28 protein-coding genes and 1 pseudogene are annotated in these 25,143 nt (G+C 37.3%); 21 read left to right on the top strand and 8 right to left on the bottom strand.

Features of this window, described 5'->3' with window-relative positions; genetic code table 11:
• Window positions 1-9 precede the first annotated feature (9 nt).
• Together phnC and phnE are read left to right on the top strand one after the other, a co-directional pair.
• The gene (gene phnC, locus BAOM_RS13355; RefSeq protein ID WP_127760672.1) at window positions 10-792 is read left to right on the top strand and encodes a phosphonate ABC transporter ATP-binding protein; all 783 of its coding nucleotides are present in this window, start codon (window positions 10-12) and stop codon (window positions 790-792) included.
• Window positions 779-1,579, top strand: coding sequence for a phosphonate ABC transporter, permease protein PhnE (gene phnE, locus BAOM_RS13350; RefSeq protein WP_252282463.1), 801 nt, complete (start codon window positions 779-781; stop codon window positions 1,577-1,579). Before phnC ends, phnE begins: the two co-directional genes overlap by 14 nt.
• A 452-nt stretch (window positions 1,580-2,031) precedes the next feature.
• Here the strand turns inward: phnE and BAOM_RS13345 are convergent, their stop codons facing one another.
• A complete protein-coding gene (locus tag BAOM_RS13345; protein WP_127760671.1) occupies window positions 2,032-2,304 on the bottom strand; it encodes an HU family DNA-binding protein in 273 nt (90 codons plus the stop codon).
• A 279-nt stretch (window positions 2,305-2,583) separates the two neighbouring features.
• Between BAOM_RS13345 and BAOM_RS13340 the strand changes: the two genes are divergently transcribed.
• The 5 genes from BAOM_RS13340 (at window position 2,584) to BAOM_RS13320 (ending at window position 5,082) form a co-directional block, all read left to right on the top strand.
• Complete coding sequence (locus BAOM_RS13340; RefSeq protein WP_127760670.1) at window positions 2,584-3,093, top strand: DUF6773 family protein; 510 nt, start codon at window positions 2,584-2,586, stop codon at window positions 3,091-3,093.
• 10 nt (window positions 3,094-3,103) lie between these two features.
• Window positions 3,104-3,307, top strand: a complete 204-nt coding sequence (locus BAOM_RS13335; RefSeq protein WP_127760669.1) for a helix-turn-helix transcriptional regulator — start codon at window positions 3,104-3,106, stop codon at window positions 3,305-3,307.
• Between the two features lie 217 nt (window positions 3,308-3,524).
• Complete coding sequence (locus tag BAOM_RS13330; protein WP_127760668.1) at window positions 3,525-4,376, top strand: metallophosphoesterase; 852 nt, start codon at window positions 3,525-3,527, stop codon at window positions 4,374-4,376.
• Between the two features lie 52 nt (window positions 4,377-4,428).
• Entirely contained in the window at window positions 4,429-4,743 is a 315-nt protein-coding gene (locus BAOM_RS13325; RefSeq protein ID WP_127760667.1) for a DMT family transporter, read from the top strand.
• A 9-nt stretch (window positions 4,744-4,752) separates the two neighbouring features.
• Entirely contained in the window at window positions 4,753-5,082 is a 330-nt protein-coding gene (locus tag BAOM_RS13320) for a DMT family transporter (protein WP_127760666.1), read from the top strand.
• Window positions 5,083-5,161: 79 nt separating this feature from the next.
• Here the strand turns inward: BAOM_RS13320 and BAOM_RS13315 are convergent, their stop codons facing one another.
• The 3 genes from BAOM_RS13315 to pxpB all read right to left on the bottom strand — a co-directional run bounded on the left by BAOM_RS13315 (window position 5,162) and on the right by pxpB (window position 8,939).
• Window positions 5,162-6,949, bottom strand: a complete 1,788-nt coding sequence (locus tag BAOM_RS13315; RefSeq protein WP_127760665.1) for a S9 family peptidase — start codon at window positions 6,947-6,949, stop codon at window positions 5,162-5,164.
• Between the two features lie 233 nt (window positions 6,950-7,182).
• Entirely contained in the window at window positions 7,183-8,196 is a 1,014-nt protein-coding gene (locus tag BAOM_RS13310; RefSeq protein ID WP_127760664.1) for a 5-oxoprolinase subunit C family protein, read from the bottom strand.
• A gap of 29 nt (window positions 8,197-8,225) precedes the next feature.
• On the bottom strand, window positions 8,226-8,939 hold the full coding sequence (gene pxpB, locus BAOM_RS13305) for a 5-oxoprolinase subunit PxpB (RefSeq protein WP_127760663.1): 714 nt from the start codon (window positions 8,937-8,939) through the stop codon (window positions 8,226-8,228).
• 189 nt (window positions 8,940-9,128) lie between these two features.
• Between pxpB and BAOM_RS13300 the strand changes: the two genes are divergently transcribed.
• From BAOM_RS13300 to BAOM_RS13280, 5 genes are all read left to right on the top strand, one after another.
• Window positions 9,129-9,842, top strand: coding sequence for a hypothetical protein (locus tag BAOM_RS13300; RefSeq protein WP_252282462.1), 714 nt, complete (start codon window positions 9,129-9,131; stop codon window positions 9,840-9,842).
• 26 nt (window positions 9,843-9,868) lie between these two features.
• A complete protein-coding gene (locus BAOM_RS13295; RefSeq protein ID WP_127760662.1) occupies window positions 9,869-10,735 on the top strand; it encodes a carbon-nitrogen hydrolase family protein in 867 nt (288 codons plus the stop codon).
• A gap of 2 nt (window positions 10,736-10,737) precedes the next feature.
• On the top strand, window positions 10,738-11,403 hold the full coding sequence (locus tag BAOM_RS13290) for a GNAT family N-acetyltransferase (RefSeq protein ID WP_127760661.1): 666 nt from the start codon (window positions 10,738-10,740) through the stop codon (window positions 11,401-11,403).
• A gap of 525 nt (window positions 11,404-11,928) precedes the next feature.
• Window positions 11,929-13,317 (top strand): amino acid permease, encoded by a 1,389-nt coding sequence (locus BAOM_RS13285; RefSeq protein WP_127760660.1) that lies wholly within the window; start codon window positions 11,929-11,931, stop codon window positions 13,315-13,317.
• Between the two features lie 436 nt (window positions 13,318-13,753).
• The gene (locus BAOM_RS13280) at window positions 13,754-14,011 is read left to right on the top strand and encodes a DUF2533 family protein (protein WP_127760659.1); all 258 of its coding nucleotides are present in this window, start codon (window positions 13,754-13,756) and stop codon (window positions 14,009-14,011) included.
• A 96-nt stretch (window positions 14,012-14,107) separates the two neighbouring features.
• Here BAOM_RS13280 and BAOM_RS13275 read toward each other — a convergent pair whose 3' ends face one another.
• Complete coding sequence (locus BAOM_RS13275; RefSeq protein WP_127760658.1) at window positions 14,108-14,299, bottom strand: YbxH family protein; 192 nt, start codon at window positions 14,297-14,299, stop codon at window positions 14,108-14,110.
• Between the two features lie 371 nt (window positions 14,300-14,670).
• Here BAOM_RS13275 and tnpB point away from each other — a divergent pair, with 371 nt between their 5' ends.
• The gene (tnpB, locus tag BAOM_RS13270) at window positions 14,671-15,843 is read left to right on the top strand and encodes an IS200/IS605 family element RNA-guided endonuclease TnpB (RefSeq protein WP_127760657.1); all 1,173 of its coding nucleotides are present in this window, start codon (window positions 14,671-14,673) and stop codon (window positions 15,841-15,843) included.
• Window positions 15,844-16,011: 168 nt separating this feature from the next.
• Here tnpB and BAOM_RS13265 read toward each other — a convergent pair whose 3' ends face one another.
• The gene (locus tag BAOM_RS13265) at window positions 16,012-16,392 is read right to left on the bottom strand and encodes an SLAP domain-containing protein (RefSeq protein ID WP_127760656.1); all 381 of its coding nucleotides are present in this window, start codon (window positions 16,390-16,392) and stop codon (window positions 16,012-16,014) included.
• 590 nt (window positions 16,393-16,982) lie between these two features.
• On the opposite strand from BAOM_RS13265, the pseudogene BAOM_RS13260 reads away from it, so the two are divergent.
• Window positions 16,983-17,496 (top strand): annotated as a pseudogene (locus BAOM_RS13260) (IS1595 family transposase); the annotation flags it as partial.
• Here BAOM_RS13260 and BAOM_RS13255 read toward each other — a convergent pair.
• Window positions 17,463-17,753: a hypothetical protein gene (locus tag BAOM_RS13255; protein WP_127760655.1), complete on the bottom strand. Its 291-nt coding sequence runs from the start codon at window positions 17,751-17,753 to the stop codon at window positions 17,463-17,465. The pseudogene BAOM_RS13260 and the gene BAOM_RS13255 sit on opposite strands and share 34 nt — an antisense overlap.
• Window positions 17,754-18,186: 433 nt before the next feature.
• On the opposite strand from BAOM_RS13255, the gene BAOM_RS13250 reads away from it, so the two are divergent.
• The 5 genes from BAOM_RS13250 to BAOM_RS24435 all read left to right on the top strand — a co-directional run bounded on the left by BAOM_RS13250 (window position 18,187) and on the right by BAOM_RS24435 (window position 21,246).
• A complete protein-coding gene (locus BAOM_RS13250; protein ID WP_127760654.1) occupies window positions 18,187-18,972 on the top strand; it encodes a LysM peptidoglycan-binding and 3D domain-containing protein in 786 nt (261 codons plus the stop codon).
• A gap of 190 nt (window positions 18,973-19,162) precedes the next feature.
• Window positions 19,163-19,942, top strand: a complete 780-nt coding sequence (locus BAOM_RS13245; protein WP_127760653.1) for a hypothetical protein — start codon at window positions 19,163-19,165, stop codon at window positions 19,940-19,942.
• A 163-nt stretch (window positions 19,943-20,105) separates the two neighbouring features.
• Window positions 20,106-20,462, top strand: coding sequence for a hypothetical protein (locus tag BAOM_RS13240; protein WP_127760652.1), 357 nt, complete (start codon window positions 20,106-20,108; stop codon window positions 20,460-20,462).
• Window positions 20,463-20,625: 163 nt separating this feature from the next.
• Window positions 20,626-20,943: a hypothetical protein gene (locus tag BAOM_RS13235; RefSeq protein ID WP_127760651.1), complete on the top strand. Its 318-nt coding sequence runs from the start codon at window positions 20,626-20,628 to the stop codon at window positions 20,941-20,943.
• A gap of 126 nt (window positions 20,944-21,069) precedes the next feature.
• Window positions 21,070-21,246: a hypothetical protein gene (locus tag BAOM_RS24435; RefSeq protein ID WP_164853219.1), complete on the top strand. Its 177-nt coding sequence runs from the start codon at window positions 21,070-21,072 to the stop codon at window positions 21,244-21,246.
• A 423-nt stretch (window positions 21,247-21,669) separates the two neighbouring features.
• On the opposite strand, the gene BAOM_RS13230 is transcribed toward BAOM_RS24435, so the two are convergent.
• Complete coding sequence (locus BAOM_RS13230) at window positions 21,670-22,263, bottom strand: TetR/AcrR family transcriptional regulator (RefSeq protein ID WP_127760650.1); 594 nt, start codon at window positions 22,261-22,263, stop codon at window positions 21,670-21,672.
• 335 nt (window positions 22,264-22,598) lie between these two features.
• Here BAOM_RS13230 and BAOM_RS13225 point away from each other — a divergent pair, with 335 nt between their 5' ends.
• On the top strand, window positions 22,599-23,777 hold the full coding sequence (locus tag BAOM_RS13225) for an acetyl-CoA C-acetyltransferase (protein ID WP_127760649.1): 1,179 nt from the start codon (window positions 22,599-22,601) through the stop codon (window positions 23,775-23,777).
• 135 nt (window positions 23,778-23,912) lie between these two features.
• The gene (locus BAOM_RS13220) at window positions 23,913-25,109 is read left to right on the top strand and encodes an acyl-CoA dehydrogenase (protein ID WP_127760648.1); all 1,197 of its coding nucleotides are present in this window, start codon (window positions 23,913-23,915) and stop codon (window positions 25,107-25,109) included.
• Window positions 25,110-25,143 lie beyond the last annotated feature (34 nt).

The following is a 25,143-nucleotide window of genomic DNA, read 5'->3' as shown; positions in this document are numbered from 1 at the left end:
AATATATGAATGATTAACATTCAAACCTTAAAAAAGAATTTTAACAATGAAACCGTACTGAAAGATATCAATCTAACTATTTCTAATGGTGAAATAATAGCTTTATTAGGTCCTAGTGGAGCTGGGAAATCTACTTTGTTAAGATGTTTAAATGGTTTTGAGCGACCAACGTCAGGAGTATTGACGATTAATGGGCAACCTATTCCAACACAACCCAAATCATTACAAGCCTTCCGGAAAAATATTGGTTTTATCTTTCAAAATTTTAATCTAGTAAATCGAATGACGGTTCTTGATAATGCCCTTTGTGGCAGACTTGCGTATACCTCGACAGTAAAATCATTTTTCAAAATATTCAGTAAAGAAGATCGTGAATTAGCCGAATATTATCTAAATAAAGTTGGTATTTATGAGTATCGGCATAAAAGAGTGGACCAATTAAGTGGCGGACAAAGACAGAGGGTAGCCATTGCGAGATCACTTATTCAACAACCAACTATTCTTCTCGCTGACGAACCTGTAGCAAGTTTAGACCCTAAAACAGCTCACTCGATTATGAATTTACTGCAACGTTTAAAAGAGGAGGAAAATCTTACTCTTATTATGACCTTGCATCATGTAGAGCTGGCAAAAGAATATGCCCAGCGAATCATTGGCTTAAATCACGGTGTAATCAAAATTGACGCTTTATCTCAGCTGATTTCGGTAGAGCAGTTGTACAAATTATATGAGCAACATGAAAATAACAGCGAACAAGAAATGAAAGTAGGTGAATTAATTGCAAGCTATTGATAAGAAAAGAACGACTATCCAAAAAATACTCAAAAGCAATAGTAAAGTTCTAATTTATACTTTGCTATTTATGGCCGTTATTTATTGGAGTGCAATAGGTGTAAAGTTGAATGTAGTTGAACTAATGGAAGGACTTCCAAATATGTGGAACATAATTTCTTCCATGTTTCCACCAAGTTTGGCCAATTTCGGGCAATATGTTTCTTCAATGCTGATTACGATTCAAATGTCTATTACAGGAACTTTAATTGCGATTATTCTTTCGATACCGTTAGGAATAGGAGCGGCACAAAATATGAGTCCGCATTCATCCATTTATCGAGCTTGCAGATTTATTTTAAATGTGATTCGATCCATACCAGAATTAATTGTGGCACTTGTATTTGTGGCGGCCGTTGGATTAGGTCCTTTTGCAGGGGTAATGGCAATGGCAATACACTCGGCAGGAATGCTAGGGAAATTTTACGCAGAGGCTATTGAAAATATTAGTAAGGGAGAAATTGAAGCATTACAAGCAGCTGGTGCGAATAAGATTCAAATTTTACGATTTGCTGTATGGCCGCAGATTTTACCTGAGTTTATTGGGGTAAGTTTATATCGATGGGAAATTAATGTACGTGCAGCAACCGTTTTAGGACTTGTAGGTGCTGGAGGGATTGGTTTTGATTTATTATCTACTCAGAGATTGTTTAAATATGAAGAAACGGCAACAATCATTATCCTAATACTAGTTACAGTAGTCATTATGGACAGATTATGTGCAAGTATTCGGAGTCGAATCATTTAATACCTTTAATAAGGTGAAAGAAAAAGATTGCATCTAAGCAGTGTAAATAAAAAATAAAAATATATCGATAGTACTGAAAGGTGTTCAAAATTTGAGCATCTTTTTTTATAGTGTCTTTTCTTTTTTATGAACGAATGATTATATGAGGATTATTTTTTCTTCCTTGAAAATCAATTCATATGGTTTTGCAAAAGTCGTATTGAAAGAAGGCAGCCGCGGTGAAGCTGTCCGTACCTTGCAAAAGGGATTAAATGAGCTGTCTTAATCGAGAAGGGTTTTTTATTTAAACTTGCAGGATTTCAAAGTAAGTGCCACTGTGCACGAATTTGATTAGTCCGGAAGTTCTTTCTTTGAATAAGGGAGAATGCTTTGACGAAGAAGTTAACTAAAGAAGAAAAGACTCTGGAGGTTGTCCCATCTCCAGAGTCTTTTACATTAAATGTATAGTAATTTTATTTAACGGCTTCTTTTAATTCCTTACCTGGTTTAAAAGCTGGAACTTTAGACGCAGCAATGTCTATTTCTTCACCTGTTTGTGGATTGCGACCTTTTCGAGCTGAACGTTCACGTACTTCAAATGTACCGAATCCAATTAATTGGATTTTTTCATCTTTAGCAAGTGTGTTAGAAATCGTTTCAAATAACGCATCAACTACTTTTGCAGCATCTTTCTGTGTCATTTCAGCTTGCGCAGATACAGCTTGTACTAATTCGGTTTTATTCATTTTGATACACCTCTTTTTTAGATACTATATGGAAACCAAAATATAACATAAATTTTCTTCGTTTGCCACTTTAAGGTGTTCGACTTTTTCTTTTTCTTTCTCTTCTCCAAATACTTTTATAAAATTTGTTCAATTTGTTGCTTTTAAATAAAGTTTAATCATTCTTTTATTCATGAACTTTGCAATATATATAATTAAAAATGTAATATATATATTGCAAAATGTTAAGTGAAGCATATAATAAGTGTAAGGGTTCAAAAAAACGGGAGGTTGATTAAAATGAATCTATTTAAACGAACGAAAAAAACGACGGATGAACGAATTGAACATGTTAGAAATAAAATTTATAAAGAAATGTATCATGTTATTATGGCGATTTGCTTAGTCAGTTTTGTCGTGAAAATGTATAAGTATGGTGCAGGCATTGAAGAGGTAGTTCTAGAATTAGTGATTTTGATTGGAGGAGGAGTATACTTTTTAGCTCGTTCTATTTTCTTAGGGGTATTCTGGGATGAAGTCGAAATGCATGATCGTACTAGCAAAACATCTATGAGTATGAAGACTATTTTTAGTAGTGTTGGTTTAGCTTTTATTATAGCTGTAGTGATGGGCATAAATAGTGCTGTATCCTATGCAGATAGCAGTTCTCAAGGTTTATGGTATTTTACATTAGTATCATTTGTTTCAGTTATGATCTATTTGCCTATTTTACTGCTCTTGTTTGGTGGTATATACTTGCTAGCAAAGAAAGTTAGTATGAAATATCAAGATGATGATAAGAAGTTGTAGGTGAAGTCTTTTGAAAAATATGAAATTGAAGCTTGCAAGAGTAGAGAAGGACTTGTCGCAAGAAGAGTTAGCCAAGATTGTCGGTGTTTCTAGACAAACAATTGGATTGATTGAATCTGGAAAGTACAATCCCTCATTAAGTTTGTGCGTTAATATTTGCAAAGCATTATCTCGTACGTTAAATGATTTATTTTGGGAAGAAGAGGTAAAGTGAAAGGTTTACTACCTCATCAGTTCAGGGAGCTAGAGCAAGCAGGAGCCAGGAATCGTTCTGCCGACTAGATGGGATAATGTCAGAAAATCAATTTGGATTTATATAGTTTCTGTCCAAAATAAAAGAAAGACATATGGAAATAACATTTATCCCATCTATTTCTTGTAAAAATAACAGCCTTTTTCCTGTATAATCTGTTAGGAAGGAGGCGTGATTATTGAAAATATTATTGATTTTTGTTTTAATGATTATTCTTTATTGTTTCATTAAAAAAGCATATAAAAACACGAAAGATATCGTGATAAATAAATTGAAAATCAATGCACAATTATCGAATCAACACCATCCAAAATTAAATATTCTGCAGCTTTCTGATTTGCATCTTGAAAATATATCAATTTCCCCTAATGAACTGTATGAGAAGTTAAAAGATGAACCCATTGATTTAATTGCACTCACTGGAGATTTTCTCGATCGTAAACGTACAATCCCCAAGCTTATTCCGTATTTAAAAACACTAAACCAATTACAGCCAAAGTATGGCATCTACGCTGTCTTAGGCAACCATGATTATGTACTACGCCCCAAAAATTTAAAGGTATTAATTGAAACACTTGAAAAATATAACTGTAAGGTTTTACAAAACGAAACGGACATCATTTCGGTCCAAGGTACACGAGTCAATATCATTGGCATTGATGATTTTAGTACAAAACGAAGCAACATTGAAGCCGCTTATGAAGGAATTACATTTGGAACAAACTTAGTATTAACTCATGATCCCAATATTGTTTTGAATATGAAGAAATATCATTTTGATTATTTGCTTGCCGGCCATTTTCACGGTGGACAAATTTGCTATCCAAAAGCGTATCACCTTGTAAAAATGGGGAAGTTGGCACGAATGAATATTATTAAAGGATTTCATACGCAGGATGGAAAGCCATTCTATATCAGTGAAGGACTTGGTCAAACAGGTGTTAATATCCGTGTAGGAAGCCGACCTGAAATGACTCTTCATGAACTAACATTGGAAATTGCTAATAGAGAAGCAGTAAAAGTAATATAAGGAAAAAAAGCTGTTATTTATTAACGGCTTTTTTCTTTTCGGAGGTTAATTAATGGGTTACTTATGGTTAGCAATTGCTATTATAGCTGAGGTATTTGGTAGTTCAATGTTGAAATTAACAGGAGGATTTAAAAAGTTAGTCCCAACAATAGGCGTTATTATTGGCTATGGGATTGCATTTTATGCATTATCACTTTCATTAAGCTACTTACCATTAGGTGTTGCCTATGCTATTTGGGCTGGAGCTGGAACGGCTTTAACTGCTCTTGTAGGTGTTGTGGTTTATAAAGAAGGGTTGGATATGAAAAAATCACTCGGTATTTTATTGGTAATTGGTGGCGTTGTGCTACTGAAAAGTGGAATATAGGAGGCTGTTATGAAAGGATACGGATTATTAAGTATTGCAATTGTAGCTGAAATTGTCGCAACGATTTGTTTGAAACTTTCAGAGGGGTTTACCGTTTTAGCACCTTCAATTGTTGTAGTTATTGGATACGGATTAGCATTTTTTATGCTAAGTAAAGCATTAGCCTTTCTACCACTTAGCTTAGCTTATGCCATTTGGTCTGGAGTAGGAACAGCGTTAACAACAATTTTAGGGATTTTAATATTTGCCGAACCATTTAGCTTAGGAGTTGTTTTAGGGATTTCTTGTATCATTTTAGGAGTTGTATTTATGAATACATCAAAATCTGGAGTACACTAAAAAAGGCTATTCCATTATTAACAATGGAATAGCAATACTGATGTTTTAAACCATCTTATATACTTCCGTATTAAGGAAATTAATTCTTTCCAATGTATGTTTCAAGAAAATCAGCCAACTTAGAATAGGCATATATTTTATTTTTAAATTTTACTAACCTATGCCCCTCATCTTTTATACGAATATATGTAACAGGATGATCTCGTTTCTTAAGTTTATTCACAATCTGCTCTGATTCTTCAATCGGGACTCGCGGGTCATTAACTCCATGGATTACCATAAGGGGAGAGGTGATTTTATCCGCATGATTCAGAGGATCAATTTGATCGAAAAATTCTCCATCTTTTTCAACCGTTCCATATTCATCCTCTCTAAACTTCTTCCGCCAAGGACTTGTTGTTTCTAGGAACGTTCGTAGGCTTGATATTCCTACGATATCAACGGCAGCTGCCCACAAATTAGGATAATGACTAATTGCGGAAAGAACCATAAATCCACCATAGCTGCCCCCCATAACCGCTATCCTACCAACATCAACATTCGTATTTTCCTTAAGCCATTTCACTAAAGAAATAAGGTCTTTCACAGCGTCCATACGTTTACGAACATCATCTAAATGGGTATACGTTTTTCCGTAACCTGTACTGCCGCGAACATTAGGAGTTACCACTGCATAACCAAGACTTAAAAAATATTGCAAAAGAGGGTTATAAACAGCACGACTTTGACTTTCCGGGCCACCATGAATATATATGACAACAGGGAATTTCTCAGCCGCGCATTTCGGCTTATAGTAAAAGGCGGGTATCTGAAGATTATCGAAAGAACGAAAGAATATTTGCTTAGGCTCAATTAATTTCCCCTCGAGAATAGGAATTCGGGAAACATATGTAAGGCGTTTTGTCTTGAGGGTTTCAAGGTCAAGCTCCCATATATCAGATGGGTGCGCAGGTCCATTTAATATATAGATGAGCCTTTGATTTTTTGGTGAAAATTTGAGGTTTGTGATTACGCCCATTGGCGTTTCCCATGTATAAAGAGTACTTATATTTAAGTCTAGTAAATACCCTTTGGATATTCCCCCTTCATTGATAGTAAACGCTAATTGGTTTTTCTTCTCATTCATGGCTAGGCCTTCAAAATCGCATTTTCCCTGCTCCAGCCAAGTGAATTGTTTAGTAGATAAATGTATACATGCCAGCCCAAAGAATTCACGGTCTTTATTTGATAATAGATAAATATGATCTCCATCCTTATTAAAATGGACATTCTTAAAACTCGCTTCTCCCGAATGTTCTGTTATCCAGTCCATGCATCCAGTTAAAAGAGAAAATACACCTAAATCATTATCAAGAGGAGAGTTAGTTTTTCTAATCAATAATGAATTCCCATCAGGAAACCATTTCACCACAGAAAACTTCCCATCTTTGGCAAAAACGAGGCGAATTTCAAGGGTCTCAAGATTCTGAATATAAATATCAAAAAATGCTTGATTTCGTCGATTGCTAGACCATGCAATCCATTTTCCATCTGGAGAGCTTCCACCATATAAGTGAACATGTTCTGGGGAGTTTGTTAGGGCGATCAACTCTCCATCCATCTTTAATAAGTATAATTGTTCTCTTTCATCACCCGAAACATCCATCCCGATAATCAGATCTGATTTACCAGTAACATATTTTAAGAAGGTGATTCCTTCCTTTGTGAAAGAGGATTGAGCAATCCATCCATTTTCTTGATCATACTCCCATATCTGTGGTAATTCCGTATAATCAGAAATAAAGCTTATCTTTTTTTCGTTCGGTTCGTATTCCAGATTTTTTACGGTACGAACATGTACATAAGGGTCTAGACTTATTTCATCCATTGTATGATCACCCTTTATCTAGTTTCAAAAAATAGTCTGCCAAAATAGCATTTTTTTGAATGTTGCTTCTATGGAGTAATCTTTATTAAACAAAACAATACAATATCAATTCATTATATTTAGACAGAATGAGTATCATACTTTATTAATGTGTAAGAAGGTGGCGGTTAATCACTATTTGAAAAAGCTATATTTCTCATTTGCAAAGCTTTGAGTGCCCCACCTTAAATCAATCATGTATTTCCTGCTCCTTTAAGTGCTAATTTAATTCCTTGTTTAAGGACACCTATCATCGCTTCTCGTTCAAGTAAGAGTCGTTGTGCTTGCTGAACAGAGATTTCTTGAAAGGATAAGACATCACCTGGTTTTAATTGCGCGATGAGCGGTAGGTCGACTGATGCGACTTCACCGATTCGTGGATAGCCGCCTGTTGTTGGATGATCAGCCATTAAAAGAATTGGGCGGCCATTAGTAGGAACTTGAATCGAACCGAATGTAACGGGTTCAGACAAATATTCTTTTGGCCCTACTAATGATAGAGGAGTTCCTTTTAAACGATAGCCCATACGATCTGAGTTCATGGAAATGGTAAAAGGTTTGGTGAAAAAATGTTCTTGGCTATCTCGTGTAAACTGTGAAAAATGTTTTCCTTTCATAATAAAAACGGTATGTTTCTTATTGAAATGCGGGATACATTCATAAGAAATATGCCATTTTACTGGAAGGTGGTTTTTCGTTGTCATGCAAGTAAATCGTTCGATAAGTTTGGTTATGTAAGGAGAGGGAGAATAACTTGATAATTGGTCGCCGCTTTGAACGGCGCGTCCTTGTACACCTCCTATCCGTGCTTTTAAAAAAGTAGAGCGACTGCCCATTACGTTTGCAACACGAATCCCTCCTGCAATGGCTAAATAGGCGCGACAGCCATTTTTACAAAAACCAAATGAAAGCTTGCTGCCTTTGCGAACAAAAATCGGTCGCCATAACGGCAATGGTTCATTATCGATGGTTGGAGACAAATCCGCTCCGCAAATAGAGATGAATGTATCGTCTTCGAAAAGGATGGCAGGCCCAATAAGGGTCATTTCTAGTGTTGCTTGCTGTTCATCGTTTCCAACTAGGAGATTGGCGATTCGATGGGCAAATGTATCCATCGCTCCAGAAACGCTGACCCCGTATTGCTGATAGCCGTGACGTCCTAAATCTTGTATTGTCGTTAACATGCCAGACCTGATAATGGTAAACATCGTGTTATACAGCTCCTTATCCTCATTATCTACCCCTTTTTGTTTCGTAAAGTGGTGTATTCTGCTTCTGAAATTGGTACAAAACGTATTTGATCGCCGCTTTTCAGTAAAGACGGTGGGTCGGCATTTTCAAGAAATAGTGCAAGCGGTGTCTGACCGATTATCTGCCAGTTCCCAGGTGAATCGAGCGGATATACGCCTGTTTGCTCACCGCCGATTCCCACAGAGCCTGCTGGAACAAACAGACGCGGGCTCGTACGTTGCGGGATATGAAGTTTTTGATTTAATTCACCTAAATAAGGGAAACCAGGAGCGAAGCCAATCATATAGACGGTGTATGTACGCTCAGAATGAAGTTGGATGACTTCTTTTGGCGTCAGCTTTGTGTACTGCGCCACATCAAGTAAATCCGGTCCTAGCTGCCCCCCATAACAAACAGGGATATCGATTTGTTTAACTTTCTTCGTTGTGTGAGGAGGCGTTTGTTTGAAAAGGATGTTTATTTCCTCACAAACGATTTCATAAGGAGAATGCTTTGCTCCGTATTGTTTTTGTAAAATTAGCGGGTTATATAGGACGGTGAGCGTTGTCATGGCTGGGATATATTCTATCAGCCAATCGGGTTTGATGTGCTCTAATGTTTGCGCGAGTTGACGTAGTTTTTGCCATTGTGCAACGTTTAGCTCAGATTCTAATTCAATTGTGACTGCTTGATCGCCGAGCGGATAAATGGAATAGGTCATTCTTTTCACCTCAAAATCGTATAGAATGGTTATATAAGAACTTATTCAAGTTCAGCTCGTTGTAATACTGATAGTGAGGGGAAGTTTGAGTACATTGGTTTCTGAATAAACACATAATTCAATGCAATTTGCAACGAGGTAAACTTTTGCTAGAATAAGGACAGCTAAATATTTTAGGAGTGTTGTCTTGTGAATCACAGGTTATCGAATGGTATATGCTATATACCGCCTAAGGGTGATTTTATTACTTTCGAGAACGAGGAAACTTATATTGCAAAAGGTATTGAGTGGAAATTGTTCACAGAACGTTCAGTTAAGAAAGAACTTGTGTATAAATCAAACAGTTATCAAGCAAAGGTCAAGTTAGTCGGGTATGAAGAGTATGGCGGCAGTACACAAACTATCGTGGTGGAGTTTGAAGATGGCAGCCTTGGCTGTATTCATCCTGCCTATTTAAAAGAAATGCAAAGCGCTAGTTTTGGAAAAGACTCATTTATAGAAGAGGCGACAGCGGCAACAGATTCCCATGCGGAACAAACAGAGGTAAAGTCCGATAAGAAGCCTAAATCTAAGGCTAAAAAAGAGCCGGCACAACCGAAACTTGTGTTACCTGAAGATAAGGTTCATTTCACTGCAACGGTTAAAGAATTCACATCGAAAATGAATCATTTTACCGGAGAAGAAGATGAAGTCATTCTTCTTGAACATGTCAAAATAGAAGGTGAACAGGAGCTAGAAATTGGAGATGCTTGGTGCAGCTATAGCAAAACGTTAAAAAAACTGGAATTAGCAGAAGGGGACAGCCTTGAATTCGATGGTAAAATTGTTGATAAAAAGTTTGACAAAGCGATTCGTTATAAAATAAATAATCCATCAAAGCTGAAAAAAACAACAACATCCTAATTGGGAGTTTAAGGGGGAATAGGGCAATGAAACTTCGTGTTTCTGCAGTACAGTATCATTTACATACGATTAGCTCATTTGAGGAATTTGCTAAGCAATGTGAACATTATGTAAAGACAGCTCAAGAGTTTGAAGCAGAATTTGTTTTATTTCCGGAGTTTTTTACGACTCAACTATTATCAATTGGTGATGAACAAGGACAAAGCTTAACGATTCAAGATTTACCAAGTTTCACGGAGAAATATCACGCACTGTTTAGTAAGCTTGCGCAAGAAACAGGGATGCATATTATTGGAGGCACTCACGTTATTGAACGAGAAGGGTGTTTGTATAATGTAGCCCATTTATTTTATCCAGATGGTCGGATTGCGGGGCAAGCGAAGCTTCATAGTACACCGACTGAAGTGCATGAATGGAATATGCATAAAGGTGATAAGTTGAATGTGTTTGATACGGATAAAGGACGGATTGCGATTTTAACATGCTATGATATCGAATTCCCAGAAATTGTAAGAATGGCGAAAGTGAAAGGAGCCGATGTTATTTTCTGCCCGTCTTGTACAGATGATCGTCATGGCTTCCATCGTGTTCGTTATACAGCGCATGCTCGTACAATTGAAAATCAAGTGTATGTTGTCACGACTGGAACAGTCGGTTCGCTTCCGACGGTTGACTTTATGCGTGCCAATATCGGTCAGGCAGCGGTCATTACACCTAATGATATTCCATTCCCGCCAAAAGGCATTTTATGTGAAGGTGAGCTGAACCATGATATGATTATTACGGCTGACCTTGATTTAGACTTACTATATCAAGTTCGTGAGAAAGGTTCTGTGACAACATGGCGAGATCGCCGCACGGATTTATATCCTGATTGGGAGACATCCGATTAATAATGGCATACTATAGCGGGTTTTTTGTGTTCGATCAACAGAAGCCACGGCGTGCCGTTTTACGGAATTATACAGAAGCGGATTTTGATGAATTAATCAAAGTTCAATCGGAGTGCTTTCCGCCCCCTTTTCCAGAGGAACTATGGTGGAATCGTGAGCAGTTAAACAATCATATTACACTCTTTCCAGAAGGAGCTATCTGTGTGGAAGTAAACGGACAATTAGCTGGTTCACTTACGACTCTTTGCGTGGATTTTGATCCAGCTCATCCTACACATTCCTGGTCTGAGATAACGGATGATGGGTATATTCGTAACCATCAAGGAAACGGAAATACACTGTATGTTGTCGATATTAGTATTCGACCAAAGTATCGAAAGTTTGGACTTGGAAAATGGATGATGCTGGCGATGTACCAGCTTGTTATTGAGAAGAAGCTTGATCGCTTATTAGGTGGTGGCCGAATACCTGGATTTAAGCGGGTTTCCGGCAGGATGACAGCGAAAGAATATGTAGAAAAAGTTTTGTCTGGTGAGATAAATGATCCGGTCATTAGCTTTTTATTAAAATGTGGCCGAACGCCCATCGCTGTTGTTGAAAACTATTTGGAAGATGATGAATCACAAAATTATGGCGTGTTGATGGAATGGAAAAATCCGTTTAAATAATGATGGCTAGCGTAAATAAGGATAGCTCTTATGTTTTTTATTGGTAATTAAGTATTTTTATGTAAAGCTAGGTCCGTATTAATGGATCTAGCTTTTGATTTTTTACCAATTTTCATGATGATAACTACCTTTTATATGTTTTTCTGACCACTCCCATGGCTAAAGCCACGGGGTTCTTTCTCACAAACACCCCACTTACCACCTTCCATAAGAAGAGGCAGAGGCAAGACTTGAGTGAGCAACACTTGAGAGAAAAACAGTCTTTCAAGTGGGCAAGGTCTGTGCCAACTACGCCGTTCGACCGGCGATACTTTTTCCTGTTAGGGCTTGTCCTTAAGAGAAGGAATCTCCTTGTTTTTTAATAGAATTTGTTTTTTTGAAAAATACATTTGTATTTTTATGAGTTGTTTATTATTATAAGATAGGAAACCGGTTGTATATATAATCTTGCTAATAAATCAAGAATTAATTAAGAAGCTAGTATAGAGAAGTATAGCCGTTAATTTGTATTCGAAGGAGTCAATCATGTCAAACAAAGAATTAAAGAGAGGATTAGAGGCACGTCATATTCAGATGATTGCTTTGGGCGGTACCATTGGTGTGGGCTTATTTATGGGCTCAGCTAGTACAATTAAATGGACCGGGCCATCTGTCATGCTAGCTTATGCTGTCGCTGGTCTTTTTATATTTTTCATTATGCGTTCAATGGGGGAAATGCTTTATTTAGAGCCTACTACAGGTTCATTTGCAACCTTTGCGAGCGATTATATTCATCCTTTAGCAGGGTATATGACTGCGTGGAGTAATTGGTTCCAATGGGTAATTGTCGGAATGTCTGAGATTATTGCTGTTGGGATGTATATGAAGTATTGGTTCCCTGACTTACCTGCATGGATACCAGGCGTGATTGCCATGGGTATTCTAGGAGCTGCAAACCTCATTTCTGTAAAATCCTTCGGAGAATTTGAATTTTGGTTTGCACTTATTAAAATTGTAACAATTGTACTTCTGATTGTTGCTGGCTTGGGCTTAATCTTCTTCGGATTAGGAAATGACGGCCAGGCGATTGGATTATCAAATCTTTGGGAAAATGGCGGTTTCTTTACAGGAGGATGGACAGGCTTCTTTTTTGCACTTTCTCTTGTTATAGCAGCCTATCAAGGGGTTGAACTGATTGGGATTACTGCAGGTGAAGCGAAAAATCCACAGAAGACCATAACAAAAGCAATTCAAACCATTATATGGCGTATTTTAGTCTTTTATATTGGTGCCATTTTTGTGATTGTAACAGTCTATCCTTGGGATCAATTGGATGAACTCGGAAGTCCCTTTGTTTCAACGTTTGCTAAAGTCGGAATTACTGCAGCTGCAGGTATCATTAACTTTGTCGTTATCACAGCAGCAATGTCAGGATGCAACAGTGGGATTTTCAGTGCAGGGCGTATGCTTTATACGCTAGCCATGAATGGTCAAGCTCCTAAAATCTTTGCGAAAGTATCTAAAAATGGCATCCCAGCCTATTGTACGATTGCTGTCCTTATAGGTTTAGCTATTGGTGTTGTCTTGAATTATCTTGCTCCGCCAGAAATCTTTGTCTATGTTTATAGTGCCAGCGTTCTGCCCGGAATGATTCCATGGTTTGTGATACTGATTAGTCAGCTTAGATTCAGAAAGGTAAAAGCTGCTGAGATGGGTAACCATCCGTTTAGAATGCCTTTTGCCCCTTATAGTAACTATGCGACAATTGCATTTTTACTAATCGTGCTAGTTGGGATGTGGTTTAACCCTAGCACGCGTCTATCTCTTGTTGTTGGAATCGTTTTCCTAGCTCTTGTCGTAGCAAGCTACTACGTGTTAAAAATGGATAAACGAGTACCGTTAGACGTTAAGACGGATGATGATATTTCTAAATAATAATAACAAGCTGACGGCATTTCGATAAAGGAGTCCGTAGTACGTACATGTGATTCTGTTATAAGGGATTAAAGCCCTGTCATCTAATTCAAGGAAACATAATAGTTGCAATCATCATTCAAGCGAGGTTGCAAACGTAATGCTTGTTAAAATAGAAGTAAATAGGAAGGAGAGCTCAGTCTTTAAAGACTGAGCTCTCTTTGTATTATGAAATAGCTGTTTCAAGGTAAAGATAATGGCTAGTATATACAAATAAAATCATCTTATATTTCTAGGATTCTTTCTATCTGAATTACCGATATTTAGGAGGGACAGGAACGTGGAATTAATTCCCGCTAAAAATGATTAAAAATTAGGAATTCTCATTCTTTAGTTTTTTATATAAACTTGTTAATATAGAAGTTAACTATTATACCAATCATAGGAGTGAACAATCATGAGTGTACACAAGGCTATCACGTTACATGCCCAAAAACAAAATCAAGATTTCACTAAATTTACTCGTTTAGACCAACAACGGGAAGAATATATTCAAGAGGCTATAGATTTATGTAAAGCAGGAAAGGACTTTACAACAGACAAAATTAATGAAGTCACTTTGCAAATTAATGTGCTTGCAAATGAAAGATTTATCCCTACTCGTAAACTCGTTACGACCGAAATGGTTCGTGTTTATGTCGAGTCATTGAACTAACCAATCCCATGGCTAAAAAGCCATGGGATTCTTTCTCGCAACCATATTACTTACCATTCCTTCGTAGGAAGAGGCAGGGGGAGGGACATGTAGAAATTAGATTCCATGCTGTTCGCAATATTCATTAATTAGCTGTTCAATTTGATTAAGTTCGGGATATTTCCCGGAAAAGGAAAATTTTACTTCTTCAACAAACGCCCCTTCATTATATACGTGAATTGCCCCATTTTGCCCGATTACACTATACTCGGGTTCAAATCTATACCCATTCCGTTCTATAGCACCCATCTGTAAAAAGCATCTCCTTAAAACTCAATGTATTCACTGTTATTATTATTTCACGTTCTAGCTTGTAATAATCTAGAAGTTTTATTTTTCTTTTATCAAAAAAATAGGCGAGAATACCCCTTCCTCAAGGAATGTGAAGGGTGATAGCCCGATGAGTAGGGAGGGGATGAATCGCCTTCTGATTGGGATGGCTTACTTGCCATCTCGATTGTCCGACTGTTGGTTGAATCATAAGAAAATGACGATGATAGGAGGACCATCCCTTTTGTCCTTTTGATTAGTGACTATTTTTTTAAAAAAGGGAATATATGTTTGTATCCTTGGGTTTACATATGGTATAATAAGGTAAATGGTGAAGGAGGTGCTCAACCATGTTCATCCACAAAGCTTTTAAGTTTCGCTTATACCCTAATCAGAAACAAAGGGAACTCATCCATAAGACAATCGGTTGTTCAAGATTTGTCTTTAATCTCTTTCTTGGTAAACAGAAAGAAAAAGACGCTTACTGGTTTATCACAGAAGAAATGAAGCAGAATGGTCAACTTTCCTCAAATAATTGGAAAGGGGACTATTTGAATAAATATGAAACCATCAAAGAACTTCCAGAATTAAAGAAACAGTATTCTTTTTTGAAAGAAGTGGATAGTATCGCTTTGCAAAAATCGGTGGAAAACTTAGCGGATGCTTATAGTCGATATTACAAAAAACAGAATAAGCTACCACGTTTTAAATCAAAAAAGAATCCTGTCCAGTCTTACGTTACGAAGCATACGAATGGAAATATCGCTGTTATAGACGACCAGATCAAGTTGCCAAAGCTAGGTCTTGTTCGTTTTGCCAAAAGTCGTGAAGTACACGGTCGTATTTTGAGTGCGACGATTAGACGGAATCCATCGGGAAAATATTTTGTTTCTCTAACGACCAAAGTAGAAGGAACAGAATTACCAAAAACAAATTCGGCTGTTGGCATCGATGTCGGCCTAAAAGATTTTGCGATTCTGTCAGATGGAACCATCTATTCAAACCCAAAGTTTTTCCGTTCTCTGGAGGAAAAATTGGTGAAAGCACAACGGATCTTATCGAGAAGACAAGAAAGAGCGATTCAACAAAAGAAGCCACTAAATGAAGCAAAAAATTATCAAAAACAACGAAAAAAAGTGGCGCGTATTCACGAAAAAATCGTGAACGCACGAATAGACTACCTTCAAAAAATATCTACCGAAATCATCAAAAACCACGATGTGATCGGAATAGAAGATTTAAAGGTAGCGAATATGAGGAAGAATCACAATCTGGCAAAAGCGATCAGTGAAGCATCTTGGTCACAATTCCGTACCATGCTCAAATATAAAGCGGAATGGTATGGGAAAACCGTCATCGCTGTCCATCCTACGCGTACCTCACAGCGTTGTCATGCTTGCGGCCATACAGAAAAAGCCAATCGTCCATCGCAAGCTGAATTTGTGTGTCAAAAATGCGGTCACACAGACAACGCAGATGTGAACGCATCTAAAAATATAAAAGAATTAGCGTTAGCTGTCTAACTAGATTCTTTTTTTTGCAGGAGACTTGCTAGGTTAGTCGTTTGTACTGCTAACTGTCGGTGCGACAGGGATCGCCTACTCCATTAAGGTTCGATAGAATCTTGTACGTAGGAATCCCCCTCCTCAACGAAACGTAGTGGAGTAGGTGGGGGTAGTTCAAGGATTTAACTAATCAACAAATTCTAAATAGCCTTTTTCTAATGTTGCTCGGTTCTTCAAACTTTCAACAGGAAAAATAAATGTCCATGGCATACTAGTTTCTCGTTGAATGACTAGTGATGGAAGGTTAAAGATATACTCCGCGATGATTTCTTTATTTTCAATATAACGTAGTTTTTTATTATGGAATAAAAGTACTTGTTGGCTAAAATTATGGACAAGTACGGTAACTAATAGTTCTTCCTTATGATTGGTGGCTTGCCATAAAGGGGTTAGTTGCACATTAGCAGGATTGGATAAGCTCGTTTCGAAATAAATTTCCTCAATTCTTTTACGATCTTTAGGGGATAAGGTTTTATCCCATGATGGTTCAAACTGAAGCTTTTGCATGTAGTAACACCTCTTCTTTTAAACTAACTCTATTTTAACATAGCAGTTAATATATCAATTTTATAATCATTATCAGGTTTGCGAAGTATTAATTAATAGTTCTTATTAAACTAAGAGCCAGAGTAGCTGCATAAGGAGGGAAGTATCTAAGTAGAAGAATGCTGCTTATTGTACACCTGAAAATTGTATTTTATCAAATAATAATGTATAAACACCTATAAGAATAGGTAAACGAATGATGAAAATGATGTTTCAGCTATGCTTACTTGAACAAATCTAGGTAGGGTACAACTATATAGTGAAAAATGTAAGGGAATAGCAGTAAACGTCTGTCGTCTAACTGCCTAGAAAACGGTTGCGGAATATTTTGAACTATTAGTGAAAAATATATATGATTCTATTCATTCTCGTTATTTTATAGTGAGCAACTAGGGAAAACAGATAGCCCGTGGGGAGAGTAATTAAGTCGTAAGGGCTTTTCTATAGTCAAGTCATGTGGAGTGCTGTTCACTACTCTTAAGGAAAGATGAATAAGGTATGCAGCAGTGAGTAAGAGTCTTTTCGTTTGGCTATTTTCGTATAGATTGTTTATTACACATAGAAAATCTCGTAAACGTGGTGGGGTAGCTACCAAAAGGGGTATTTCGAAGGAACAAGTCTGTGTTTTAGTAGCACAAGACTGTAATGGACAAAGTTATCTCTCAAATGGCGGGAAAAGGACGTATTAAATCAACGGACATTGATAAGGTGTTAGGTTCGTTTATCGATACCTCTGCTTTGCTATGTTCTGATACGGCTAAGAATTATAAGAAATTCGCCAAAGATAAGGGGTTGCAACACGAAATGGTGAATATGAGAAAAGGAATTTATGTGAGAAAGTCTATCTATCATATCCAGCACGTAAATGCGTACCGTAAACGTTTAAAACAATTTACGGAACGATTTCAAGGTGTGGAAACGAAATACTTGTATAACTATTTATACTGGTTCAGATACCTTGAACAAGCTAAGAAAGTTGCTCAAAAAGAACGAGTGAGGCAACTTTTATTAAGTGCTGTCCACAAATCAAACTATGCAACTGTTGAGATGTTTAGAATTGCATAAAAAAACTCGGCATTATACCAAGTTATGGTTGCTTTTATGCTTATTTTGAGTATTCGTTCTGTAATAAATCCAACGACAAAACCAATTATAATAGGAACAACCGAACCTCCTGCTTCAAAAATTACCCCTTTAGATGGATTTTCTTCATAAAAATTCCAACCCAAAAATGAGATTTCAAATACGTTTCCGATTGTATATAAAACTCCTATTGATAACAATGCCGCTAACAAAGGAAACCAAAACAACTTCTTTTTCACAGATAACACCTCCTTTTTTTTATTTTAATTTTAAGTGAAAAAATGTCAATTTATTAATTTAAGTTTAACTATGTAATATCCATGTATAATTCTCAATTATATAAGGATGTTTCGAAACACCTTGTGTCCTTGTTTATAACGACATAATCTACTACAATTCTTTGAATATATCTTGTTCATTTTCTGAGAGATGGCCTGTTTTGAATGGATGATTCAGTATAGTTAGAGCATCTAATAACCGAACTCCGCCGTTGATGTTGTAAGTTGGATACAACGTCAGATGTGATTAATTATTCTAGTATTATTTTAAAAATTGATATCTTCCCGTTATACTTCTGTGATATCTGTCATCTATTCTTTATCTGTTTGTTCTTTGTATAGGAAATAACTGTGATATGATTGCAAATATTAGCTTACAGGGAGGTAACAACATATGAAAAAATCAATCTTATCACTAGTGGCAGCGGCTGCAATATCTAGTGCATTTACTAGTCCGGTACAAGCAGAAGATGTCGAACTGAAAGATGGAGACACATTATGGGGGCTATCTCAAACATATAAAGCTTCAATAGAAGAAATTAAGTCTTGGAACCAGTTGTCGTCAGATACAATTTATGCGGGAGAAACACTACAGGTTTTTCAAGAAGTGGATTATATGGTCGAGTCGGGGGACACGCTATCGGAAATCGCGCATAACAATGATGTATCAGTAAACGATCTTAAGTCTTGGAACGGTTTAAATTCAGATACAATTCATCCGGAACAGAACCTAGTTATGAAACCAGGGGTAAATAAAGTTGAGACAGAGAACGTAGAATCTGGAACGAAATCAGAGCAAGCTGTACCAACTAACACAGCTGTACCAGCTAATACAGCGGAACAAGAAAAAACAGTATCAAAAAGTGAAACTACGAATCAATCAGATATAGAAAAAGAGATTACCGTAAGAGCGACGGCATATACTGCTGATTGTCAGGGGTGTATTGGGACTACAGCTACAGGTGTCGACTTAAAATCGAATCCGGATGCAAAAGTCGTAGCAGTTGACCCATCTGTCATTCCGCTTGGATCAAAAGTGTATGTGGAGGGCTATGGCTACGCAACAGCCGAGGATACAGGTAGTGCTATAAAAGGAAATAGAGTAGATGTCTTTATTCCTAATGAGCAGGATGCTTTAAATTGGGGCGTTAAAAAGGTGAAAGTGCAAGTGTTGGATTAACTCATTCATATAATTGATCGTGTAGAAGATATCTTCTACTTCGATTTCAACTTGTTAAACCGACATAAGAATGTTTATTTGAATACGCTGTTGAAATTTTTGTGACGAGGTACAAAAATGATTCATTTTTCAGGCTGATGTCACTCAATATAACATGATGTGGCGTAATAAGAGGGGAAGGCGGAACATTGTGAACACAGATCAAGTATTTGAGCTGTTACAGGATGCGGGAGTATCAGAAAGTACTAGCATTCAAACTGTGAGACGTTGGCTGCGTGAAGGGAAGATTAAATATGAGGGAGGAAAAAGGAGTAGAGAAACTGACTGCATAATTGATGACACAGATCAAGCGTTTGACCTGTTAAAAGATGCAGGAGTATCAGAAAGTATTAGTAATCAAATAGTTAGACGTTGGTTACATGAAGGCAGAATTAAATACGAAGGAAACAGAAACAAGAAAACTGATTACATAGTTGATGATACAACCTCAAAGCTGTTTATCGATGATCATACTAATCAAAATATGGATGAAATGATCCACCGATTAAAACTAAAAATACAGGCACAAGATAAGCATATAGAAGGAATGGAAGAACTTCACGAGAATGCAAAGCGCAGATTAATTGAGCAAAGAGATAAGCTGAAAAAAGAAGTGATCATTTTACAGAATAAGGAAAATAAATTACAAAGTGAAATAAAGAATTTAGTGAAACAAAATATTGAATTACGTAATGAATTAAAAAAATTAAAAGAAAGCAAAGGAGACCATTACACTCTCACCTCCAACACTCAATCAAATAATTATAGTAAAAAATTAGGGCTTTCAAAAATGGCGAGTAATAAAGAAGTGTTGGCAGAATATAAAGGGTTATTAAAAATAACTCATCCAGACCAAGGCGGCAACGCAAAGTTATTTCATTACATTAAGACGGATTACGATAATTTTAGAAATAGTACTAAAGATAAATGATGATTACGTGTATAAAAAAATCAGTGCCTGTCCCCGACGACATTAAAGCATCAACGAATGAGGGGAACAGGCTTCTTGTAGTAGATTGTATTGTTGGTGTTAAAATATTGTCTCAAAACATAAACTCTTCATAGTAATTATTAGACATTGAGGAGATGAAGAAATGAACTTCGAGATGCAAATAGCGAAAATGCTGGCTGAAAATATAGATGGTTTTGTAAAATTTGTTCATAAACATTATCAAAATAAAAAAAACAGCTTGATTTTAAATCGAGATAAATTGTATCAAGTAAAACTTCTTGTTGAGGAGTTTAAATTCCAAATATTAGCAGACGAACTTCTGAGAATAAACCGATTTATTTGGAATGAAGAGTACACGTATTTATTAGTTAATAGATTTAGGAAAGGGCTAAGCATTATTGATGAATACATAGAAAATAACTACGATGATTTATTCATTCTTACTGCCAGACTTCACACATTAAAGAGCCTCAGCTTATTATTTAACAATAGGGAATAATTGTGAATTTTTTCTTTGTTTCTTTTATACTTTCTCCCCAATCCCTCCTTCTCATCACGTTCACTTCTCTTTTGCTGTATTGTTTTTTAGTATACCAGTCAACTAGATGCAGTTTGGCGGGGAAGGTTCAATAAACAAATATAGTATAAAGAGGAGAGTTGAAATGCGACAAAATAAAAGAAAACAGAGAATCATAGGTAGCATAATTGGGATATTTGTAGTGATTATTGGGATAGTGGGCATTAATTATTCATTGGATAAGACGTTAAATGACATGACCGATTTATTTGTGGTAAAGAGCGAAGGTTTAGACATCCAAAAACCTTTAGAGGAGCAAACAGATTTATTGGGAACAGAGGAGTTTAAAACATTAGAAGTCAAAAAAATGAAAGGGAAGTATGTCACTCATATCGAACAAATTAAAGGAAAAAAATTAAATCGAACGATAGAGGTAGGGCGTCCTATCCCCTTGATGCGCTAGAGGATATAAAATGACAGAAGAGAAAATGGAAGTATCTTTTCCTTTCCCTCGAACTAATAATTTGTAGGAATTTTATTTTCATTTGTGCAGATACTATTTTTGAAATTAGTATAGGGAGGGTTACATATGCCAGGAAAAGCTAAACAATACGTTGACCAAAGTATGTCGTCTGTACAGGATACGGTTAACACATTGCAACAAGCGCTTAGTTCTGTAGAAAAACAAGACAACAAAGAAAAGATTGAACAAGCCATTAACTCACTTAATTCTGCGCAGCAACAATTATCTAAGTATCAAGATTAGCAAGAATGCACATTGATTGTGTATTTAAACCTGTTGAAAACACTTTATTCTAATTTCTTAGAGTAAAGTGTTTTTTTCATTCTCCTGTATCAGTGCTAACCAGGATTTTCTAGGAACTTGTTCAAAATGGGCGAAAAGCACGAAGGTATAATAAGCGTACACCATTCGATATTCTTCGCATCACTTAAGAATATACGATGGGACTTCACCAAGATATATAAAAATACAGAATGAAGAAAGTTTTATTTGAGTATGTCCAAAACATATTTATCCTAGTTCCTTTTATAAAAAAACAAGTTCGATGACTTTGGCATCGAACTCGTTTTTCTAAAATTGATGGCTGTGACCCTGTAGGTAGACTTTTTTAAGTGTCTACTCTATAGGGTACATTGTATTTCGGAATGGTGCTGTTTTTTTATTAAATTATGCTTTTATACCATCCAATAACGTGTGTATAATCTTTTGAGTTTCTAGTAAAAGGTCAAAATTATCATCGCCGATACACCAATCGAAAAGTGTTCCGCGCATGCATCGTGTAATGATTATGGTGATTTCTTCGGGGGAAAGATCTTTTTTGAATTCTCCTTTTTTTTGACCTTCGCTTACAAACTGATGGACTATTTTAAAGATAGCTCTGTTTTTATTCAAAAAGTAATTGTTATTTGGGGAAGCGTTCGTATACAGGGTTCGAAACAGATCCTTTCCCCAATAATCTCTGAGATAAACCATTTGCAATTCAGAAAGCTGCCGCAATTTTTCGCTGGCATCTGTTTCTTCAGGCAAAGACTGAGTAAACTCCCAATAAACCTCGTCAATCTCTTTAAATTTTTCAAAGAAAATTTCGTATTTAGATTTAAAGTGTGTGTAAAATGCCCCTTTTGATGTACCGCTCAGTTTAACTATTTCATCAACGGTTGTATCATCGAAGGATTTTTTGCTAAAAAGCTCTAAAGCCGTTTCTAGAATCTTTTTTCTTGTTTTCCTGGCTTTTATTTGTCTGGGGGTTAAATCTGACATCTATGAATCTCCTTAATCAAACAAAGAATGTGTGTGTTGTCGTATAATTCATAATTTTAGCATAAACAAATTAATTTATGGAATTAAGAAAGAAAATTTTAGAGCTTAAGGGCTCTTTGAAGTTGGCCAAATTGTTAGTGGCATATCTTCATAGGTCTTTAAGGATGGGTGAAAAAATTACGTATTTTTTGTAATTAAGTAATTTTTTAAAAATATTGACAATTTAAAACATTTAAAATAAAATTCAAATACAGACTACGGTCCGGGACTGTAGTCCGAGACTATAGTCTTTGCTATTTAGTTTTTCAAAATCGGTCTTAGGGGGAAGTGGGGAAATGGGAAAAACAGTAATTGTTAGTGCGGCCAGAACTCCTTTTGGAAAATTTGGAGGAGCTTTAAAGGATTTACAAGCTGTTGACCTTGGCGGGGTTGCAATAAAAGAAGCGTTGATCCGTGCTGGAGTTGAAGGAGATCAGGTGGATGAAGTAATCATGGGGATGGTTCTTCAGGGCGGCGCGAAGCAAATACCCTCAAGGCAGGCAGCAAGGATTGCGGGATTACCTTGGGAAGTTCAAACGGAAACAATTAATAAAGTGTGTGCTTCTGGCCTTCGCAGCGTAACATTAGCAGACCAAATCCTTCGTGCCGGTGACGCTGATGTCATTGTGGCAGGCGGAATGGAGAGCATGAGCAATGCACCTTACATATTGAAAGATGCACGTTGGGGTATGCGTATGGGGGACGGCAAGGTAGTCGATTTGATGCTGAATGATGGACTCACCGATGCTTACGATGGACAGCATATGGCCGTTCATGGAAGTAATGTTGCTGCTGAATATGAGATTTCACGTGAAGTGCAGGATAACTGGGCATTGCGTAGCCAGCAGCGTGCGATTGAAGCAATTGAGGCAGGCAAATTTAACGAAGAGATCGTGCCTGTAGCTGTGCCGCAGCGCAAGGGCGAACCAATTTTGATAAATAAAGATGAAGCACCGCGTGAGACAACATTCGAACAACTGAAAAAATTGCCTCCGGTTTTCACCAAAGACGGATCCATTACAGCAGGGAATGCACCTGGTATAAATGACGGTGCCGGTGCCATGGTTTTGATGTCGGAGGAGAAAGCAGCCGAGCTGGGCAAAACGCCGCTAGCCGTCATCCTGGGACACGCCGCGGTGGGACAGGAAGCTCCTTACATCGCTACAACTCCTGGCCTTGCAATAAATAAGTTGCTGGAAAAAACAGGATATACTATAGATCAAATTGATTTGTTTGAGGTAAATGAAGCATTTGCAGCTGTAACTCTCACAAGTGAGAAAATTGCCGGATACAATCTGGAAAAGGTAAACGTAAACGGTGGAGCGGTTGCCTTCGGACATCCGATTGGTGCAAGTGGAGCGCGGATTATAATGACGCTGATTTATGAACTGCGCCGGCGCGGCGGCGGTCTCGGTATTGCAGCAATCTGCTCCGGAGCTGCACAGGGCGACGCTATCCTCATTGAAGTACGATAAAGAAATTTGAAATAGAGGGGCAAAGGAAGTATAGAAATTAAAACGTTTATGGTTATTGGCGCAGGTCAAATGGGAAGCGGGTTTTATCAATATAACTAATAAAAGAAACAAGAAAAATACAGAGGAGGAAAAAGTATGTGTTTGGAATTTACTGAAGAACAAGAAATGATGCAAAAAATGGTGCGCAACTTTGCTCAAAATGAAATTGCTCCTTTTGTTGAAACGATGGAAGAAACGGACGAATATCCATTGCACATTATCCGCAAAATGGGCGAATACGGCCTGATGGGGATTCCGATTCCACAGGAATATGGAGGAGCAGGGGCAGATTTCACTTCCTACATATTGACTATTAATGAGATTGCCAAAGTAAGTGCTACCCTGGGAGTCATTTTATCCGTTCATACATCTGTGGGAACCAATCCGATTCTGTATTTCGGAACGGAAGAACAAAAGCAAAAATATATTCCGAAGTTGGCATCCGGTGAGTACATTGGCGCCTTTGCACTAACGGAGCCAAATGCGGGATCCGATGCAGGGAGAATTCGTACTTCCGCGGTGAAAAAAGGCGATAAATACATTTTGAACGGCTCCAAGATTTTTATTACAAACGGCGGTGCTGCCGATACTTATGTTACGTTTGCCGTAACGGATCCAACTGCAGGTACAAGAGGCATTTCCGCATTTATCGTCGAGAAAAATACCCCAGGCTTCACTGTTGGCAAAAAAGAGCGGAAAATGGGGCTCCATGGTTCCAATACAACCGAATTAATTTTTGAAAATGCCGAAGTTCCTGCAGAAAATCTGCTGGGCCAAGAGGGAGAAGGATTCAAAATTGCCATGGCCAACCTTGATGTAGGTCGGATTGGTATTGCAGCCCAGGGTCTGGGTATTGCCGAAGCCGCTTTGGAATATTCGATCCAGTATGCAAAGGAACGGATTCAGTTTGGCAAGCCACTCGCAGCAAACCAGGGAGTTGCCTTCAAAATCGCCGATATGGCTACAGAAGTGGAAGCAGCCAAACTGTTTGTTTACCGTGCAGCCAAGCTTCGCAGCCAGGGCATCAAATGTGGGAAAGAAGCTTCGATGGCAAAACGCTATGCAACCGATACAGCGATGAAGAATGCGATGGAAGCGATCCAAATTTATGGTGGTTATGGCTATACGAAGGATTATCCGGTGGAAAGATTATTCAGAGACGCAAAAGTTACCCAAATTTATGAAGGTACCAATGAGATTCAGAGATTGGTAATTTCAAAATATTTGTTGGGAGATCAACCAAAGGCACAAAACACTCAATCAAAAAACGCAGGTCAAACGGTCTCAGTGTAATTTTTACAGACGACAATAGATAAGATAGGGGGAG

Source organism: Peribacillus asahii (genome assembly GCF_004006295.1).
GTDB classification, from domain to species: Bacteria; Bacillota; Bacilli; order Bacillales; family DSM-1321; genus Peribacillus; species Peribacillus asahii_A.
This window is presented reverse-complemented; position numbering and strand designations above follow the sequence as displayed.